At 66.7% G+C, this 14,995-nt stretch carries 13 protein-coding genes; 7 read left to right on the forward strand and 6 right to left on the reverse strand.

Features of this window, described 5'->3' with window-relative positions:
- Positions 1-126: 126 nt before the first annotated feature.
- The 3 genes from ACQZF9_RS10475 to ACQZF9_RS10485 all read left to right on the forward strand — a co-directional run bounded on the left by ACQZF9_RS10475 (position 127) and on the right by ACQZF9_RS10485 (position 3,614).
- On the forward strand, positions 127-3,069 hold the full coding sequence (locus ACQZF9_RS10475; protein WP_428313175.1) for a M4 family metallopeptidase: 2,943 nt from the start codon (positions 127-129) through the stop codon (positions 3,067-3,069).
- A 162-nt stretch (positions 3,070-3,231) separates the two neighbouring features.
- On the forward strand, positions 3,232-3,378 hold the full coding sequence (locus ACQZF9_RS10480) for a hypothetical protein (RefSeq protein WP_428313176.1): 147 nt from the start codon (positions 3,232-3,234) through the stop codon (positions 3,376-3,378).
- Positions 3,363-3,614, forward strand: coding sequence for a hypothetical protein (locus tag ACQZF9_RS10485; protein ID WP_428313177.1), 252 nt, complete (start codon positions 3,363-3,365; stop codon positions 3,612-3,614). Before ACQZF9_RS10480 ends, ACQZF9_RS10485 begins: the two co-directional genes overlap by 16 nt.
- A gap of 85 nt (positions 3,615-3,699) precedes the next feature.
- Here ACQZF9_RS10485 and kdsA read toward each other — a convergent pair whose 3' ends face one another.
- Positions 3,700-4,533, reverse strand: a complete 834-nt coding sequence (gene kdsA / locus ACQZF9_RS10490; protein ID WP_428313178.1) for a 3-deoxy-8-phosphooctulonate synthase — start codon at positions 4,531-4,533, stop codon at positions 3,700-3,702.
- A gap of 99 nt (positions 4,534-4,632) precedes the next feature.
- On the opposite strand from kdsA, the gene ACQZF9_RS10495 reads away from it, so the two are divergent.
- Positions 4,633-5,934 (forward strand): hypothetical protein, encoded by a 1,302-nt coding sequence (locus ACQZF9_RS10495; protein WP_428313179.1) that lies wholly within the window; start codon positions 4,633-4,635, stop codon positions 5,932-5,934.
- Positions 5,935-6,063: 129 nt separating this feature from the next.
- Here ACQZF9_RS10495 and ACQZF9_RS10500 read toward each other — a convergent pair whose 3' ends face one another.
- The gene (locus ACQZF9_RS10500) at positions 6,064-6,732 is read right to left on the reverse strand and encodes a TetR/AcrR family transcriptional regulator (protein WP_428313180.1); all 669 of its coding nucleotides are present in this window, start codon (positions 6,730-6,732) and stop codon (positions 6,064-6,066) included.
- 79 nt (positions 6,733-6,811) lie between these two features.
- Between ACQZF9_RS10500 and ACQZF9_RS10505 the strand changes: the two genes are divergently transcribed.
- Both ACQZF9_RS10505 and ACQZF9_RS10510 read left to right on the forward strand, forming a co-directional pair.
- A complete protein-coding gene (locus ACQZF9_RS10505) occupies positions 6,812-7,147 on the forward strand; it encodes a 2Fe-2S iron-sulfur cluster-binding protein (protein WP_428313181.1) in 336 nt (111 codons plus the stop codon).
- Between the two features lie 28 nt (positions 7,148-7,175).
- Positions 7,176-8,408, forward strand: coding sequence for a cytochrome P450 (locus ACQZF9_RS10510; protein WP_428313182.1), 1,233 nt, complete (start codon positions 7,176-7,178; stop codon positions 8,406-8,408).
- A gap of 126 nt (positions 8,409-8,534) precedes the next feature.
- Here ACQZF9_RS10510 and ACQZF9_RS10515 read toward each other — a convergent pair whose 3' ends face one another.
- The 3 genes from ACQZF9_RS10515 to tilS form a co-directional block, all read right to left on the reverse strand.
- The gene (locus tag ACQZF9_RS10515) at positions 8,535-10,193 is read right to left on the reverse strand and encodes a CTP synthase (protein WP_428313183.1); all 1,659 of its coding nucleotides are present in this window, start codon (positions 10,191-10,193) and stop codon (positions 8,535-8,537) included.
- Positions 10,194-10,405: 212 nt separating this feature from the next.
- Positions 10,406-12,037 (reverse strand): 3-(methylthio)propionyl-CoA ligase, encoded by a 1,632-nt coding sequence (locus tag ACQZF9_RS10520; protein WP_428313184.1) that lies wholly within the window; start codon positions 12,035-12,037, stop codon positions 10,406-10,408.
- 88 nt (positions 12,038-12,125) lie between these two features.
- Positions 12,126-13,415 (reverse strand): tRNA lysidine(34) synthetase TilS, encoded by a 1,290-nt coding sequence (gene tilS, locus ACQZF9_RS10525; RefSeq protein WP_428313185.1) that lies wholly within the window; start codon positions 13,413-13,415, stop codon positions 12,126-12,128.
- A gap of 94 nt (positions 13,416-13,509) precedes the next feature.
- Between tilS and ACQZF9_RS10530 the strand changes: the two genes are divergently transcribed.
- Positions 13,510-13,890 carry a thioredoxin domain-containing protein gene (locus tag ACQZF9_RS10530; RefSeq protein WP_428313186.1) on the forward strand — a complete coding sequence of 127 codons (381 nt, stop codon included), beginning with the start codon at positions 13,510-13,512 and terminating at the stop codon, positions 13,888-13,890.
- A 136-nt stretch (positions 13,891-14,026) separates the two neighbouring features.
- On the opposite strand, the gene ACQZF9_RS10535 is transcribed toward ACQZF9_RS10530, so the two are convergent.
- Entirely contained in the window at positions 14,027-14,989 is a 963-nt protein-coding gene (locus ACQZF9_RS10535; RefSeq protein ID WP_428313187.1) for an acetyl-CoA carboxylase carboxyltransferase subunit alpha, read from the reverse strand.
- Positions 14,990-14,995 lie beyond the last annotated feature (6 nt).

Consider the following 14,995-nt stretch of genomic DNA (forward strand, 5'->3'; position numbering starts at 1 on the left):
AGTTCCGGGATGTCGGTGGACCGGTAGGTCTTATCTACGCGGCATGGGCATTTCCCCCACTGTGTTACGCCCAACAACAATCTGATACTCCATTCGCCTTTTCCTTACACACGGCCTTCCCTGCCCATGTCCGATCGTCACACCCGGCGCCCGCTGCGCCGCAGCCCGCTATTGCTCGCCCTGACTGCCGCCGGCCTGGCCGCAGCCGCCCAACCCGCTGTCGCCGCGCTGGATCGCACGGCCAACAGCCCCGCGGAAGCGCTGCAGCTGCTGACGCAGAACACGGCCGGCGCCCTGACGCACAACGAACTGGTCGGTAGCGCCTACGCCAGCGTTCACGCGATCGGCAAGCAGGTGCTGACCAGCGACAACAGCAGCGCCGAGCCGCTGAGCCGCGCGCAGCAGTTCCTGTCGAACTACGGCGCCGTGCTCGGCGTCAAGGACGCGCTCAGCGAGCTGCGCCAGGCGCGCATCTCCAAGGACGGCCATGGCGGCACCCACGTACACATGGACCAGTACTACCGCGGCCTGCCGGTATTCGGCGCGCGCGTCATCGTCGACATGAACTCGCTGGGCATCACTGGCACCAACGGCGTGTTCGTCAAGAACCTCGACGGCCTGGAGATCACGCCGAAGATGTCGGTGGCCGACCTGCGCGCGCGCGCGGTCACCGCCGCCTCCAAGCTGCATCCGAAGGCCGTGCTCAAGGTCGAGTCCTCGCGCCTGATGGTCTACGCCAGCGGCCTGCTGCGTGGCGTCGAGGGCAAGAACTTCCTGGCCTATGAAGTGGTGGTCAAGGGCACGCCGGGCACGCCCGTGCGCGAGCGCATGATTCTGAACGCCAACACCGGCGCGGTGCTCAACCGCATCAACGGCATCCAGAGCGTGCTCAACCGCGAGATCTACACGCCGGGCCAGACCACGCCGGACCCGCTGGGCTTAGGGCTCAGCATTCCGCTGTCGCCGGTGCTGAGCGAAGGCAGCGCACTGGCGCCGACCGACATCCCGCTGGGCGTCGACGACCGCACCAAGGCCTCGGCGCGCAGCCCGCGCGCGCCCACCGACAACCTCTACCTGTTCGCCGGCGGCACCTACGCGCTGTACAAGAACATGTTCGGCCGCGAGGGTTACGACGACGGCGCGGTCAAGGCCACCGACGGCGTGCAGCGCCAGAAGAGCGTCTACCTGGTCAACGACCAGTGCCCGAACGCCTACTGGGACGGCGACGCCACCAACTACTGCCCGGCGTTCGACGCCGACGACGTGGTCAGCCACGAGTGGAGCCACGCCTACACCGAGTACACCCATGGCCTGATCTACCAGGGCCAGTCGGGCGCGCTGAACGAAAGCTACTCCGACATCTTCGGCGAAACCTACGACCTGGTGAACGAGATCGAAGGCCCGCTCGGCGCCTCGCTGACCGAGGGCGACTACTACGAAAACCGCGGCAGCCGCTGGGTCGTCGGCGAAGATCTTTCGGAGGCGCTGGCGATCATCCTGCTGCGCGACATGTGGGACCCGGACAGCTTCCCGGCCGCCAACCCCGGCAAGACCAGCTCCGAGAACTACGACTGCGGCGAGGAGGTGCATACCAACTCCGGTGTGCCCAACCACGGCTACGCGATGCTGGTCGACGGCAAGGAATACAACGGCCACACGATCACCGGCATCGGCATGACCAAGGCCGCGCACATCTACTTCCAGGCCGAAACCCATCACCAGACGCCGACCACGAACTTTGCCCAGCATGCGGACGCGCTGGAGCTGTCCTGCTCGGAGCTGATCGGCGTGCCGCTGAACGACCCGAGCGGCGCCGTCTCCACCGACAGGATCACCGCCGCCGACTGCGCCTCGGTGCACGAGATGACCGAGGCGGTCGAGTTCCGCCGCGACAGCGAGCTGGCCACGCAGTGTGGCTTCCAGCCGATCCTGAAGCCGGAAGCGACCACGCCGGCGCTGTGCGCTGTCGGCAAGTTCCCGACCGCGACATCGACCGAGCGTTTCGACGGCGCGACGCTGCCGGCAAGCTGGGTCCAGGGCAAGAACGTCACCGGCGATACCGACATCGCGCCGTGGACCATCAGCACGACGCTGCCGGCGCCGCACAGCGGCTCGGCGGCATTCTTCGCCAACGATACCGGCGGCACCTGCACCACCGGCGGCGACCAGTCGGCCGAGCACTGGATCGACACGCCGGAGACCACGCTGCAGGACGACGCCTCGTTCTTCACGTTCACGCACTACGTGCACACCGAGGCCGGCTTCGACGGCGGCAACCTGAAGGTCAAGGTCGGCGACGGCGACTTCGTCATCGTTCCCGGCGAAGCCTTCAGCTACAACGGCCACAGCGGCGCGTTCACCGATGCCCCGCTGCTGCCGGGCGTGCCCGACCCGGTCGGCCTGAGCGGCAACAACACCAGCCCGCTGGCCGGTGAAGCCGGCTGGACCGGCGCCGACCAGGGCAAGACCACCGGCAGCTGGGGCACGACGGTCGTCGACCTGTCCAAGCTGGCGATGGCGCCGAAGAAGGGCGACAAGGTGGTGTTCCGCTTCGACTTCGGCAACGACGGTTGCGGCGGCAGCGACGGCTGGTACGTCGACGACGTCAGCTACGGCTACTGCTCGGCGACGGCTCCGCTGAACACGCTGCCGATCGCCAACCTGCTGGCCGGCGTGGTCTCGGGCGTGGCGCCGATCGAAATCAGCTTCACCGTCGGCGGTTCGGACCCGGATCTGGGCGACAAGATCACCGGCTACAGCCTGGACTTTGGCGACGGCAGCCCGGTTGCCGCGGCGACCTTCGCCGAAGGCACCAACTCGGTCGTGCTGAAGCACACCTACACCGCGATCGGCCAGTACACCGCCAAGCTCACGGTCACCGACAGTAACGGCGGCAGCAGCGCCGCCAGCAGCCAGCTGATCAAGGCGACCGACGCCAGCGGCGGCACCGGCGGCTCGGGCGGCGGGGGGTCCGGTAGCGGCGGCGGTGGTGGCGGCGCGCTCGGTGGCGGCCTGCTGCTGCCGCTGCTCGGCCTGGCGGCGCTGCGCAGGCGCAAGCGTTCGCGTTAAGCAGAACCCTGGGTGGGCAAACGGCTTTCGTTCGCCCACCGCAGATTCGCCGATGCAAGAAGATGCAAAAAAAGCGGCCTTCGGGGCCGCTTATTATTGAGCGCAGGCCCGACAGGCCAGCGCTTTCGGTCGGCTGCTGCCAGCCGCAGCTCATCCGCTAACATGGGCTCGATCCTGTCACGGCCTGCCGGTGCTGAAGACCAGCACGGCGAGCACACGATGCCGGCCGATAGCCAGCGCATCCATGACGGCAACGCGGCGGCCCTCGCCGCCTACACAAACGGGAGAATCGAGTGGCACGGAAACTGACGGAGTCGCAGGTCGCCGTAATGAAGTGGCTGAACAAGGGATGGAAGGCGTATGTCGCCCATGGCACCCGGGTCGAAGTCAACGGTCATCCGGTCTGCACCACGGCGACGATGCTGACGCTAGAAAAGCTCGGCCTGGTCGAGAAGCTCGGCGTGGCGGCATGGCAGGCCACGGAAGCAGGCAAGCAATGGTTGCCGCCAACCGCGGCCGCCACCGCAGTCAACGACCCGGCATAGGCACCCAGGCGGTTGCCGGAAGCCCCGGCAGGTTCCCCCGATGCTCCGGGGGAAGTCCATCATCAATGGTTAGCCCCCCGCTCTATCAGCTGAGTTCGGACTCCAGCAGCGGCTTGGACTTGACCAGCTTGTCCAGCGCGACCAGGGATTCCAGCAGCCCCTTGATCTTGGCCAGCGGCAGTGAGTTCGGGCCGTCGCACAGCGCTTCGTCCGGCTTGGGATGGGTTTCCATGAACACGCCGGAGACGCCGGCGCCGACCGCGGCGCGAGCCAGCACCGGGATCATTTCGCGCATGCCGCCGGAGGCGTTGCCCTGGCCGCCGGGCAGCTGCACCGTGTGCGTGGCGTCGAACACCACCGGCGAGTATTTGCGCATGATCGCCAGGCCGCGCATGTCGGCGACAAGATTGTTATAGCCGAAGCTGAAGCCGCGCTCGCACAGCAGGAACTGGTCCGGCGCGACAGCCTTCATCTTGGCGATCACGTTGCCCATTTCCCAGGGCGACATGAACTGGCCTTTCTTGACGTTGATCGGCCGGCCGCTCCTGGCCCACTTCTGCATGAAGTTGGTCTGGCGGCACAGGAAGGCCGGCGTCTGGATCACGTCGATCACCGCGGCGACCTCGTCGACCGGCGTGTCTTCGTGCACGTCGGTCAGCACCGGCACGCCGATCTGCTTTTTCACGTTCTCCATCATCTTCAGGCCTTCTTCCAGACCCGGGCCGCGGTAGCTCTCGTGCGAGCTGCGGTTGGCCTTGTCGAAGCTGCCTTTGAAGATGTAGAGGATGTCCAGCTTTTTGGCGATCTCGGCGATGGTGCCGGCGACCTCGATCGCCAGCTCCTGCGATTCCAGCGTGTCCGGGCCCGCGATGATGAACAGCGGTTGGTCGATGCCGATGTCGCGGCCACAGAGTTTCATTGCTTGTCCTTGGCTACAGCGAAAGGTCGCAGATTTTACCTGCCGCGCAGTTTCGCTGCCGGCCGCCCGCCGGCGCGGTATACACAGGCGATGCCAATAATGACCACAACCACCGTGATCGACTGGGTAGCGGGCGACGCGCTGGCCCTGCGCATCCCGGTGCACGCCGGCGCGCTGCGCGACGGCGGCGCGGATTTTCTGACCGCCGCATTCCAGGCCAGTGGCGCGCTGGCCGCGGACCAGCGCGTTGCAGGCATCACCCGGTTCGAGGACTGCCCTGGCGGCAGTACCGGCCGCAAGCTACTGCTGTCGGTGGCCTACGAGCCCGACATTCCCGGCCTGCCGACCGAGCTGTTCGTGAAGTTCTCACGCGACTTCGACGACGCGATCCGCGACCGCGCGAAGAACCAGCTGGAGCCGGAAGTGCGCCTGGCGCGGCTGTCGCGCCGGCCTGGCTTTCCGATCGCGGTGCCCGCCTGCCTGTTCGCCGACTACCACCGGAAATCCGGCAGCGGCCTGCTGATCACGCAGCGCATCGCCTTCGGCAGCGGCGGCATCGAGCCGCTGCACGACAAGTGCCGCGACTACGATCTGCCCGAGCCGCTGGCGCACTACCGCGCGCTGATCAAGGCCCTCGCCCGCCTCGCCGGCACGCACCAGGCCGGGCGGCTGTCGGCCGACGTCGCCAGCGAGTTCGCGTTCGATGCCGAACAGGCGATCGCCAGCGACCGCATCCGTTACAGCGAACAGCAGCTGCTGAATCGCGTCGCGCGCTACGCCGAGTTCGCCGAGCGCTATCCGCAGCTGTTGCCGGCGCAGATCCGCACGCCTGAATTTCTGTCGCAGCTAGGCTGCGACATCCCTCGATTTCTGCAACAAGAGCAGCCGATCCGCCGCCTGCTCCACAGCCGGCCGGAGTTCATCGCGCTGTGCCACTGGAACGCGAACATCGACAACGCCTGGTTCTGGCGCGGCGCCGACGGCGAACTCGAGTGCGGGTTGATGGACTGGGGCCGTGTTGGCCAGATGAGCGTCGCGCTGGCGCTGTTCGGCGCGCTCAGCGCCGCCGAAATCGGGCTGTGGGACGCGCATCTGTACGAGCTGCTGACACTGTTCGCCGACGAGTTCCACGGCTGCGGCGGCGCAGCGCTGGATGTCGAAGCGCTAAAAACCCATCTGCTGCTGTGGGTCGCCCTGATGGGCCTGGCCTGGCTGCTCGACGCGCCGGCGCTGATCCAGGCGCAGATCGCCGATCTGTCGGCGATTGAAAGCCGCCGCGATCCGCGCTTCGGCGCCAACGAGACCGCGCGCGTGCAGCTGCACATGTTGAGCACGGTGCTGCACCTGTGGCAGACAGAAGACTTCAGCAGGCTGCTGGATCGCGTGCTGGCAGCGCCTTGAGCCTGATGCGCTAGCGGCGGGCCAAAAAAAGCCCGGGCATTTGCTTCTGGCGTGACCCCATGATCCGCCACACCCAGCTTGCCGGAAGCGGCGGGGGCACCGGCTGCGGGCTGAGGCGGGCAGCCGGCGCTAGGCCGCGATCGCGCGCCGGCAGAATTCCCAGATGTCGTGAGCCAGCTGCTGCCGGCGCAGCGGATCGGGCCGCGCGCTTTCGTGCGCCAGCAGCTCGGTATGCACCGTGGTGGCGACCAGGTTGTAGACCAGCGTCGCCAGCTGGGTCGCCGAATCGCGGCGCACCAGGCCGGCCTGCATGCCGTCTTCGAGCTGCTGCGCGATCAGGCTCATCAGCGGGCTCAGCGCCCGCTGCAGCGCGTCCGGGCGTGACTCGGCCAGGCGCAGATGCTCGCGGCTCATCGCCGCGCCGCGGCGGTTCGCAAACTCGCCTTCGACCGGCGAGGCGCCATTGCCGAGCACGATGTGGGTGACGATCAGCCGCAGCCGCTCGACCGGATCCGGTACCGCGCCGAACTGCTGGCGGTAGTGCTCGGCGGCCAGGCTGATGGTGCGTTCGAACACCGCCAGCATCAGCTCGTCCTTGCCTACGAAGCGCTCGTAGAACGCGCGCCGCGACAGGCCGGTGCGGCTGAGAACGGCGCGTATCGTCAAGCCTTCCAGCCCGGCCTCGTCGAGCAGCTCGTAAGCCGCCTCGACGATGCGCCGGCTGCGCTGCTCGGGCGGTGGCTCGGCTGCGTCGGCAGGCGTCTGCGCCAGCGGCTCGGATTTGGACGCCAGGCTCATCGGGTTCGGGAAGGCATTCGCAGGGAAGGCGTTGACGATATATCAGCGCTTGTCTAGCATAAATGAGAACACTGTTCTCATGGAGCAAGCCGTGGCGCTGGTGACCTATATCGAACACGACGGCAGCCGCTACCCGGTCGAGGTCGCCGAGGGCGATTCGGTGATGCAGGGCGCGGTGAACCACATGGTCGCCGGCATCGTCGGCGAATGCGGCGGCGGTCTGGCCTGCGCCACCTGCCATTGCTATGTCGACGCGGCCTGGGTCGACAAGATCGAGCCGCCGTCGGAGACCGAGCTGGAGATGCTGGAGTCCACCAGCAGTCCGCGCCGGCCCGGCAGCCGGCTGAGCTGCCAGATCAGCGTCAGCGCGGCGCTGGACGGACTGGTCGTGCAGTTGCCCGAAACGCAGTTCTGAAACGACAAGAACGAACAGGAGGCGCACGATGGACAGCACCCAAGCGGCCCGCCCGCCGGCCCCGGTTTTCGCGATCCCGCCGCATGTGCCACCGGAGTTGGTGCGCTCCATCGGTCTGACCGACGGCCCCGAGTTCCTGGCCGCCCCGCATGTTTTCATGGCCGAGCTGCACAACAGCCAGCCGCGGATTTTCTACAACACCAGCGCGCACATGCCCGGCTCCTGGCTGCTGACGAACTACGACGACGCCTACTTCGTGCTGCGCCATCCGGAGATTTTCACCACCGCCGGCGCGACGCCGTTCCCGCGCGACCCGAACAACTATTTTTATTTCATTCCGCTGGAGATCGACCCGCCGGATCACCGCAAATACCGCGCGATCCTCGACCCGATGCTGTCGCCCAAGGCGATCGCGCTGCTCGAGGGCAAGATCCGCGACATGGCCAACGGCCTGATCGACCCGTTCATCGCCAAGCGCGAATGCGAGTTCACCAGGGACTTCGGCCGGCCGCTGCCGGTGCTGGTGTTCCTCGACATCATGGGCCTGCCGCATCACATGCTCGACACCTTCGTCGGCTGGGCGATGGGTCTGTTGCACGCCCAGGACCGCAAGATCGCCGAAACCAGCATGCGCGAGGCCTGCGCCTATCTGGCGACCGTGATCAAGGAAAAGGCGCAGCAGCCCGACGACGGCGCGATCAGCAGGATCGTGCATGCCCAGCCCAACGGTGTGCCGATGACGGCGCCGGAGATTTTCGGCTTCACCTTCTTCCTGTTCATCGCCGGCCTGGACACGGTGTTCGCGACCCTGAACAACATCTTCCTGTGGCTTGCCGAGAACCCGCAGCGGCGCCAGGAGATCATCGACCATCCCGACAACATCAACGCCGTGGTCGAGGAACTGCTGCGCGTCTACTCGGTGACGTTCTCCGGCCGCACGCTCACCCAGGACTACGAGCTGCACGGCATCAAGATGAAGAAGGGCGACAAGATCACCAGCGTGCTGCCGACCTGCAACTACGACCCGGCGATTTTCGCCAAGCCGACCGAGGTCAACTTCAACCGCCCGCGCAAGCCGACGCTGGCGTTTGCCGGCGGCGTGCACAGCTGCATGGGCGCGCATCTGGCTCGGCTGGAAGTGAAGATCTGCATCACCGAGTTCCTGCGGCGCATTCCCGAGTTCAAGCTCAAGGACGGCTGCAAGGTCGAATACTGGCCCGGCGGCGTAGTCGGCCCGAAGCTGCTGCCGCTGGTCTGGTAGCGGACTTCCTGCAGGTTCAGCTGTAGGAGCGGGCTTGCCCGCGACTGTGGCATCCCAGCGTAGCGCCGCGACCAGGGTCGCGGGCGAGCCCGCTCCTACAAAAGCTTTAGCTTTCTACCTGCCGCACTAAGCAGCGCTGGCGCGATGCGCCTGGTGCTGCTCGCGCGCCGCCTTGACGAAGCCCTCGAACAGCGGATGGCCGTCGCGCGGCGTCGACGTGAACTCCGGGTGGAACTGGCAGGCGACGAACCAGGGATGGTCCGGCAGCTCGATCATCTCGACCAGCTCCTCGTTCTCCGACACGCCGACGATCGCCAGGCCTTTTTCGCCGAGCTGGTCGCGGTAGTTGTTGTTGAACTCGTAGCGGTGACGATGACGCTCGGCGATCACCTCGGCGTTGTACAGCGCGCGCGACTTGCTGCCGCTGCGCAGGCGGCAGTTCTGGATGCCCAGGCGCATCGTGCCGCCCATGTCGGACTTGGCGTCGCGGCGCTCGACATTGCCGGCCTTGTCGACCCATTCGGTGACCAGGCCGATCACCGGATGCGCGCTGCTGGGATTGAACTCGGTGGAATGTGCGCCGGCCAGGCCGACGACATTGCGCGCGTATTCGATCACCGCCACCTGCATGCCCAGGCAGATACCCAGGTACGGGATCTTGTTCTCGCGCGCATAGCGCGCGGCCAGGATCTTGCCCTCGATACCGCGCTCACCGAATCCGCCCGGCACCAGGATCGCGTCGGCGCCCTGGATCACGCGCGTGCCCTGCTGCTCCAGGGTTTCGGATTCGATGTAGCGGATCTTGACGCGCGTATGCGTATGCAGGCCGGCGTGGTATAGCGCCTCGTTGAGGCTCTTGTAGGCATCCGCCAGGTCGACGTACTTGCCGACCATCGCGATGCTGACTTCGGCGTCCTGCTGCTCTCGTGCTTCGACCACGCGCTCCCAGCTCGACAGGTCGGCGCGGCGCACGTCCAGGCCGAAATGCTTGACCACCAGATCGTCCATGCCCTGCTGGTGCAGCCAGGCCGGGATCTTGTAGATGTCGTCGAGATCGATCGCCGAAATCACCGCGTTGTACGGCACGTTGGTGAACAGCGCGATCTTGCGCTTCTCCGAATCCGGCAGCGCCTTCTCGGAGCGGCACACCAGCAGGTCGGGCTGGATACCGATGCCGCGCAGCTCCTTGACCGAGTGCTGGGTCGGCTTGGTCTTCAGCTCGCCGGACGCCTTCACGAACGGCACCAGGGTCAGGTGCATGTACATCGCGTTGTCGCGGCCCAGCTCGAAGCCCATCTGGCGGATCGCCTCCAGGAACGGCAGCGACTCGATGTCGCCGACCGTGCCGCCGATTTCGACCATGCAGATGTCGGCGCCTTCGGCACCCTTGCGGATGTGCGCCTGGATTTCGTCGGTGATGTGCGGGATCACCTGCACGGTGCGGCCCAGGTACTCGCCGCGGCGCTCCTTCTCGAGCACGTTGCGGTAGATCTGGCCGGTGGTGACGTTGCTGTGGCGGTTGGTCTTGCCGCGCAGATAGCGCTCGTAGTGGCCCAGATCGAGGTCGGTCTCGGCGCCGTCTTCGGTGACGAAGACCTCACCGTGCTGGAACGGGCTCATCGTGCCCGCGTCGACGTTGATGTAGGGGTCGAGCTTGATCATCCGCACCTTGAGTCCGCGGGACTCGAGGATGGCGGCCAGCGACGCAGCGGCGATGCCCTTGCCCAGCGAGGACACGACGCCGCCGGTCACGAAAATAAAACGCGTAGAACTCACGCTCGGCATGAGATGGGGAACAGGCTGGGGGTTTGGCGGATTTTACGGCAAGGGAGGCATCGCTGCCATGACGCGCGCTTTTTTCTGACCCCGAAACCGCGAACGAAACCCCGTTCCTCCCGAGTAGCCGCGCAGCGGCATATCGAGGGACGCATCGCTCAAGTCCCTCGATACGCGCCGTTGGCGCTACTCGGGAGGAACGGGTTCAGTCCGGTGACCCTCTACGGCAACTGATGTTCTTTGAACTGCTCGCGCAGCTTCAGCTTCTGCACCTTGCCGGTCGCGGTATGCGGCAGCTCGTCGACGAAGGCGACATCGTCCGGCGTCCACCATTTGGCGATGCGGCCTTCGTAATGCGCGATCAGCTCCTTGCCGCTGACCTCGGCGCCGGGGCGCCTGACCGCGACCAGCAACGGCCGCTCGTCCCATTTCGGATGGGCGATGCCGATCACCGCCGCCTCGGCGATCGCCGGATGGCTCATCGCGATGTTTTCCAGGTCGATCGAGCTGATCCACTCGCCGCCGGACTTGATCACGTCCTTGGAGCGGTCGGTGATGCCGATGAAGCCGTCGGCATCCAGCGTGGCGACGTCGCCGGTGGGAAACCAGCCGTCGACCAGCGGACTCTTGTCGCTGCGGTAGTAGTCCTTGATCACCCAGGGGCCGCGCACCAGCAGGTCGCCGAAGGCGACGCCGTCGCGCGGCAGCTCCTTGCCGTCGCCGTCGACGATCTTGGCCTCGACGCCGAACACCAGGCGCCCGGCCTTCAGTTCCAGCGTGCCGCGCGGCTCGTCACTGAGTTCCAGATGCTTTTTCTTCAGCGCGTTGACCGCGCCCAGCGGCGACATTTCGGTCATGCCCCAGCCCGGCTGCAGGCTGACGCCCAGCTCTTTCTTGAACGCCTGCTGCAACGACGGCGGGCAGGCCGAGCCGCCGACGATCGCGCGCTTGAACGCCGGCAACTTGACGCCGTGCTCGCGCACGTAGCTGAGCATGCCCAGCCAGACCGTCGGCACGCCGGCCGAGAACGTGACGCCTTCGTTGACGAACATCTCGCAGAGGCTGGCGCCGTCCAGCGCCGCGCCCGGCATCACCAGCTTATAGCCGACCAGCGCGGCCGAGTACGGAATGCCCCAGGCATTGACATGGAACATCGGCACGATCGGCAGCACCACGTCGCGCGCCGAGGTGTTCATCACATCGGGTAGCGACGACGCATACGTGTGCAGCAGGGTCGAGCGGTGCGAATACAGCGCGCCCTTGGGATTGCCGGTGGTGCCCGAGGTGTAGCAAAGGCAGGCGGCCTGGCGCTCGTCCAGCTCCGGCCATTCGAAGCGGTCGTTCTCGGCGGCGAGCAGGTCCTCGTAGCAGACCAGGTTGGCGATCGCCTGCTTCGGCTTGTTGGCGGCGTCGGTCAGCGCGACCCAGGTCTTGACCGTCGGGCACAGCGGGACCAGCTTTTCGACCAGCGGCGCCAGATTGATGTCGAAGCACAGAACGCGGTCTTCGGCGTGGTTGATGATCCAGGCGATCTGCTCGGGAAACAGCCGCGGGTTGATCGTGTGGATCACCGCACCGCTGCCGGAGATCGCGTAATACAGCTCCAGGTGGCGATAACCGTTCCAGGCCAGCGTGCCGACACGGTCGCTGTCGCCGACGCCGAGACGTTTCAGCGCGTTGGCGAGCTTGCGGCAGCGCACGGCGACTTCGCCCCAGTTGGTGCGATGGAAGCGCGCCTCGCCTTCGGCCGGCTCGACGATGCGCGACACGATCTCGGTATCGGCATGGCAGTTCTCGGCGTGCTTGAGCAGCGTGCTGATCAGCAGGCCCTGCTCCATCATCTGTCCCATCATGTTGCGTCTTTCTCCTGTTGTCGTCGGGCGGGCGTAAGCCGCCGCTTTTGTCTTTCGCCAAGCCTACAACGGCGGTTCGCGACCCGCGCTACGCCGGCCGCCACTTTAAGGCCCTGATCGCGGCGTCGGCGCCACCCGCTGCGGGTAGGCCGCCGATCCACAGCAGCTCGCCGCCGTCGAACAGCAGCGGCGTGCGCCGGCGCCGCCATGGCGGCACCGCATGCTCCTGGAACAGATGCTTGAGGCTGCGATGCGGTCCGCCCTCGTGCATGACGATGCGCTCGCCGCCGCGCGCAAAGCGCACCTGCAGCGCACGGCCGGTCGCGGCCTCGCCATGAAGTTCGCCGCAACCGGCCGGCAGCATCAGCAGGCCGCGACCGTCCCAGTCGCATTGCCAGTCGCCAGGCTCCTCCGGCAGCGCCGGCATCATCGCCAGCAGGTCGCGATAGCGGCGCAGCTCGCCGCCCGGCCAGTGCAGCAGCGGCATCGCGTCCTGCCGGGCCAGCAGCAGATCGTCGAGCCGCAGCAGCAGCGCGTGAGGCGGCGGCGGCAGGGCCAGCGCGTCGACGCGCGCGCGCAGCAGGTTGCGCCGCCGCGCCGGCGACAGCCGCAGTAGCGCCGCGCATGACAGCCCGCCGGGTATCGCGCAGACCGCTTCGTCGATGCTGGCCAGTTCGGCCAGCAGATCGTCGGCCTCGGCGCTGAGCGCGGCGCTGCGCGCCAGGTTCAGGGTCGCGGCCGGCCAGCGCCGGCGCATCAGCGGCGTCAGTTGCTGGCGCAGCCAGGAGCGCTCGTAGCGCGGGTCGGTGTTGTGCGGATCGTCGATCCACTGCAGCTCGTGAGCCCGCGCGTAGGCCTCGAGTTCGGCGCGGCTGCGGCCGAGCAGAGGACGCCACAGCCATCCCGGCCCGAAGGTCTGCAGGCCGCGCATCGCGGCCAGCCCGCGCTGACCCGAGCCGCGCAGCGCCCGCATCAGGAAGGTCTCGGCCTGATCGTCGAGCTGGTGCGCGGTGGCGAGCACCTCGCCCTCGCCCATCGCGCCGGACAGCGCCGCATAACGTTCGCGCCGCGCCGCGCCTTCCGGCCCGGCCGGATCGGCGCCGTCGATCTGCACGCGCAGCACTTGCAGGTCGATGCCATGGCGCTCGCACTGCGCGGCGCAATGCCGCACCCAGTCGTCGGCCACCGCCTGCAGGCCGTGATGCACGTGCAGCGCGCGCAGGCTACGGATCGAGCCGCTATCGCGCAGCCGGCCCAGCAGGTGCAGCATCACGACCGAATCCAGACCGCCGCTGTAGGCCACCAGCACGCCGCCGGCAGCCTCCGGCAACGGCGTATCGCTCAGCAATTGCTCGGCAGTCAAACGCATGCCGCGCATGATAAGACGCGTCGGTGCCGATCACGATCCCGGCCGCGATTCCGGTTCATCCACTTCAGCTAATCTGCTGGCGAACCTGCCGCCGATATCGCCGATGAAATCCCTGAGCCTGACGCTGACCCTGCTGCTGAGCCTGTTCGCCAACCTCGCGCAGGCCGGCGACAAACCGATGGCGGTGTGGTTCTACGCCGACTGGTGCATGAACTGCAAAATGCTGGCGCCGAAGCTCGCGCAGGTGCAGCCGGAGTTCGAGCAGCGCATCGAGTTCGTCAAGCTCGACGTCACCAACGAGGAGCGCAAAGCGGCCTCACGCGAGCAGTCGAAGAAACTCGGCGTCTACCCGCTCTACATGGCCAACAAGGCCACCGGCTGGATCGCGCTGATCGACACCCAGGGCAAGCAGGTCGGCGAGATCCGGCATTTCATGAGCGTCGACGAGATGCGCGAGGCTTTGAACCAACTGGCCGGACCGTAGCCCGGGTGAAACCCGGGATTTTCGGCCGGTCGCGCGGAAGCACCCCGGGTTGCACCCGGGCTACATTTCGACTGCCGCACTCAAAACAAAAAGGCTCCTTTTCAGGAGCCTTTTCATTACCGCAACGAATCGCCGATCAGTGCTTGGTCTCGTAAGCGCCGTAGGACATCAGACGGTTGTAGCGATCGCCGAGCAGCTTGGTCATCGGCTGCGCGCGCAGGCGCTCGAGGTTGGCGACCAGGCGGTTCTTGACCGCCGTCATCGTCGCCGCGTAGTCGCGGTGCGCGCCGCCCAGCGGCTCGGGGATGATTTCGTCGATCAGCTTGAACTCGTACAGGTCCTTGGCCGTCATGCGCATCGCCTCGGCCGCTTCCGGCGCACGCGAGGCGGACTTGAACAGGATCGAGGCGCAGCCTTCCGGCGAAATCACCGAGTAGATGCTGTGCTGCAGCATCATGACGTGGTCGGCGACGCCGATCGCCAGCGCGCCGCCGGAGCCGCCTTCGCCGGTCACCGTCGCGATCACCGGCGTGCGCAGCTTGGACAGCTCGAACAGGTTGCGCGCGATGGCTTCGGACTGGTTGCGCTCTTCGGCGCTAATGCCGGGGAAGGCGCCGGGCGTGTCGATGAAGGTCAGCACCGGCAGGTTGAAGCGCTCGGCCATCTGCATCAGCCGCAGCGCCTTGCGGTAGCCCTCGGGCATCGGCATGCCGAAATTACGGTAGACGCGCTCCTTGGCGTCGCGACCCTTCTGCTGGCCGATCACCATGACCGCGCGGCCGTCGAGGCGCGCCATGCCGCCGACGATCGCCGGATCGTCCATGTAATGGCGATCGCCGTGGAGTTCTTCCCAGTCGGTGAACAGCGCCTTGACGTAATCCAGCGCATAGGGCCGCTGCGGATGGCGGGCGAGCTGCGCCACCTGCCACGGATTGAGCTGGCTGAAAATGCGCCGCGTCAGTTCCTCGCTCTTGACCTGCAGGCGGGAAATTTCTTCGGTCAGATTGACTTCGCTGCCGGCGGTGGCGAAGCGCAGTTCTTCGATCTTCTGCTGCAGATCGGCAATCGGCTGTTCGAAATCCAGATAATTGAGGTTCATAGATCC

It is taken from the genome of Hydrocarboniphaga sp., assembly GCF_965279055.1.
GTDB lineage: Bacteria > Pseudomonadota > Gammaproteobacteria > Nevskiales > Nevskiaceae > Hydrocarboniphaga.

What these genes read in the sequence shown, in the direction of transcription:
- ACQZF9_RS10475 (WP_428313175.1), top strand. Translation starts at nt 127, where the DNA reads ATGTCCGATCGTCACACCCGGCGCCCGCTGCGCCGCAGCCCGCTATTG.
- ACQZF9_RS10480 (WP_428313176.1), top strand. Translation starts at nt 3,232, where the DNA reads ATGGGCTCGATCCTGTCACGGCCTGCCGGTGCTGAAGACCAGCACGGC.
- kdsA (WP_428313178.1), bottom strand. Translation starts at nt 4,533, where the DNA reads ATGAAACTCTGTGGCCGCGACATCGGCATCGACCAACCGCTGTTCATC.
- ACQZF9_RS10495 (WP_428313179.1), top strand. Translation starts at nt 4,633, where the DNA reads ATGACCACAACCACCGTGATCGACTGGGTAGCGGGCGACGCGCTGGCC.
- ACQZF9_RS10500 (WP_428313180.1), bottom strand. Translation starts at nt 6,732, where the DNA reads ATGAGCCTGGCGTCCAAATCCGAGCCGCTGGCGCAGACGCCTGCCGAC.
- ACQZF9_RS10505 (WP_428313181.1), top strand. Translation starts at nt 6,812, where the DNA reads ATGGAGCAAGCCGTGGCGCTGGTGACCTATATCGAACACGACGGCAGC.
- ACQZF9_RS10510 (WP_428313182.1), top strand. Translation starts at nt 7,176, where the DNA reads ATGGACAGCACCCAAGCGGCCCGCCCGCCGGCCCCGGTTTTCGCGATC.
- ACQZF9_RS10515 (WP_428313183.1), bottom strand. Translation starts at nt 10,193, where the DNA reads ATGCCGAGCGTGAGTTCTACGCGTTTTATTTTCGTGACCGGCGGCGTC.
- ACQZF9_RS10520 (WP_428313184.1), bottom strand. Translation starts at nt 12,037, where the DNA reads ATGATGGGACAGATGATGGAGCAGGGCCTGCTGATCAGCACGCTGCTC.
- tilS (WP_428313185.1), bottom strand. Translation starts at nt 13,415, where the DNA reads ATGCGCGGCATGCGTTTGACTGCCGAGCAATTGCTGAGCGATACGCCG.
- ACQZF9_RS10530 (WP_428313186.1), top strand. Translation starts at nt 13,510, where the DNA reads ATGAAATCCCTGAGCCTGACGCTGACCCTGCTGCTGAGCCTGTTCGCC.
- ACQZF9_RS10535 (WP_428313187.1), bottom strand. Translation starts at nt 14,989, where the DNA reads ATGAACCTCAATTATCTGGATTTCGAACAGCCGATTGCCGATCTGCAG.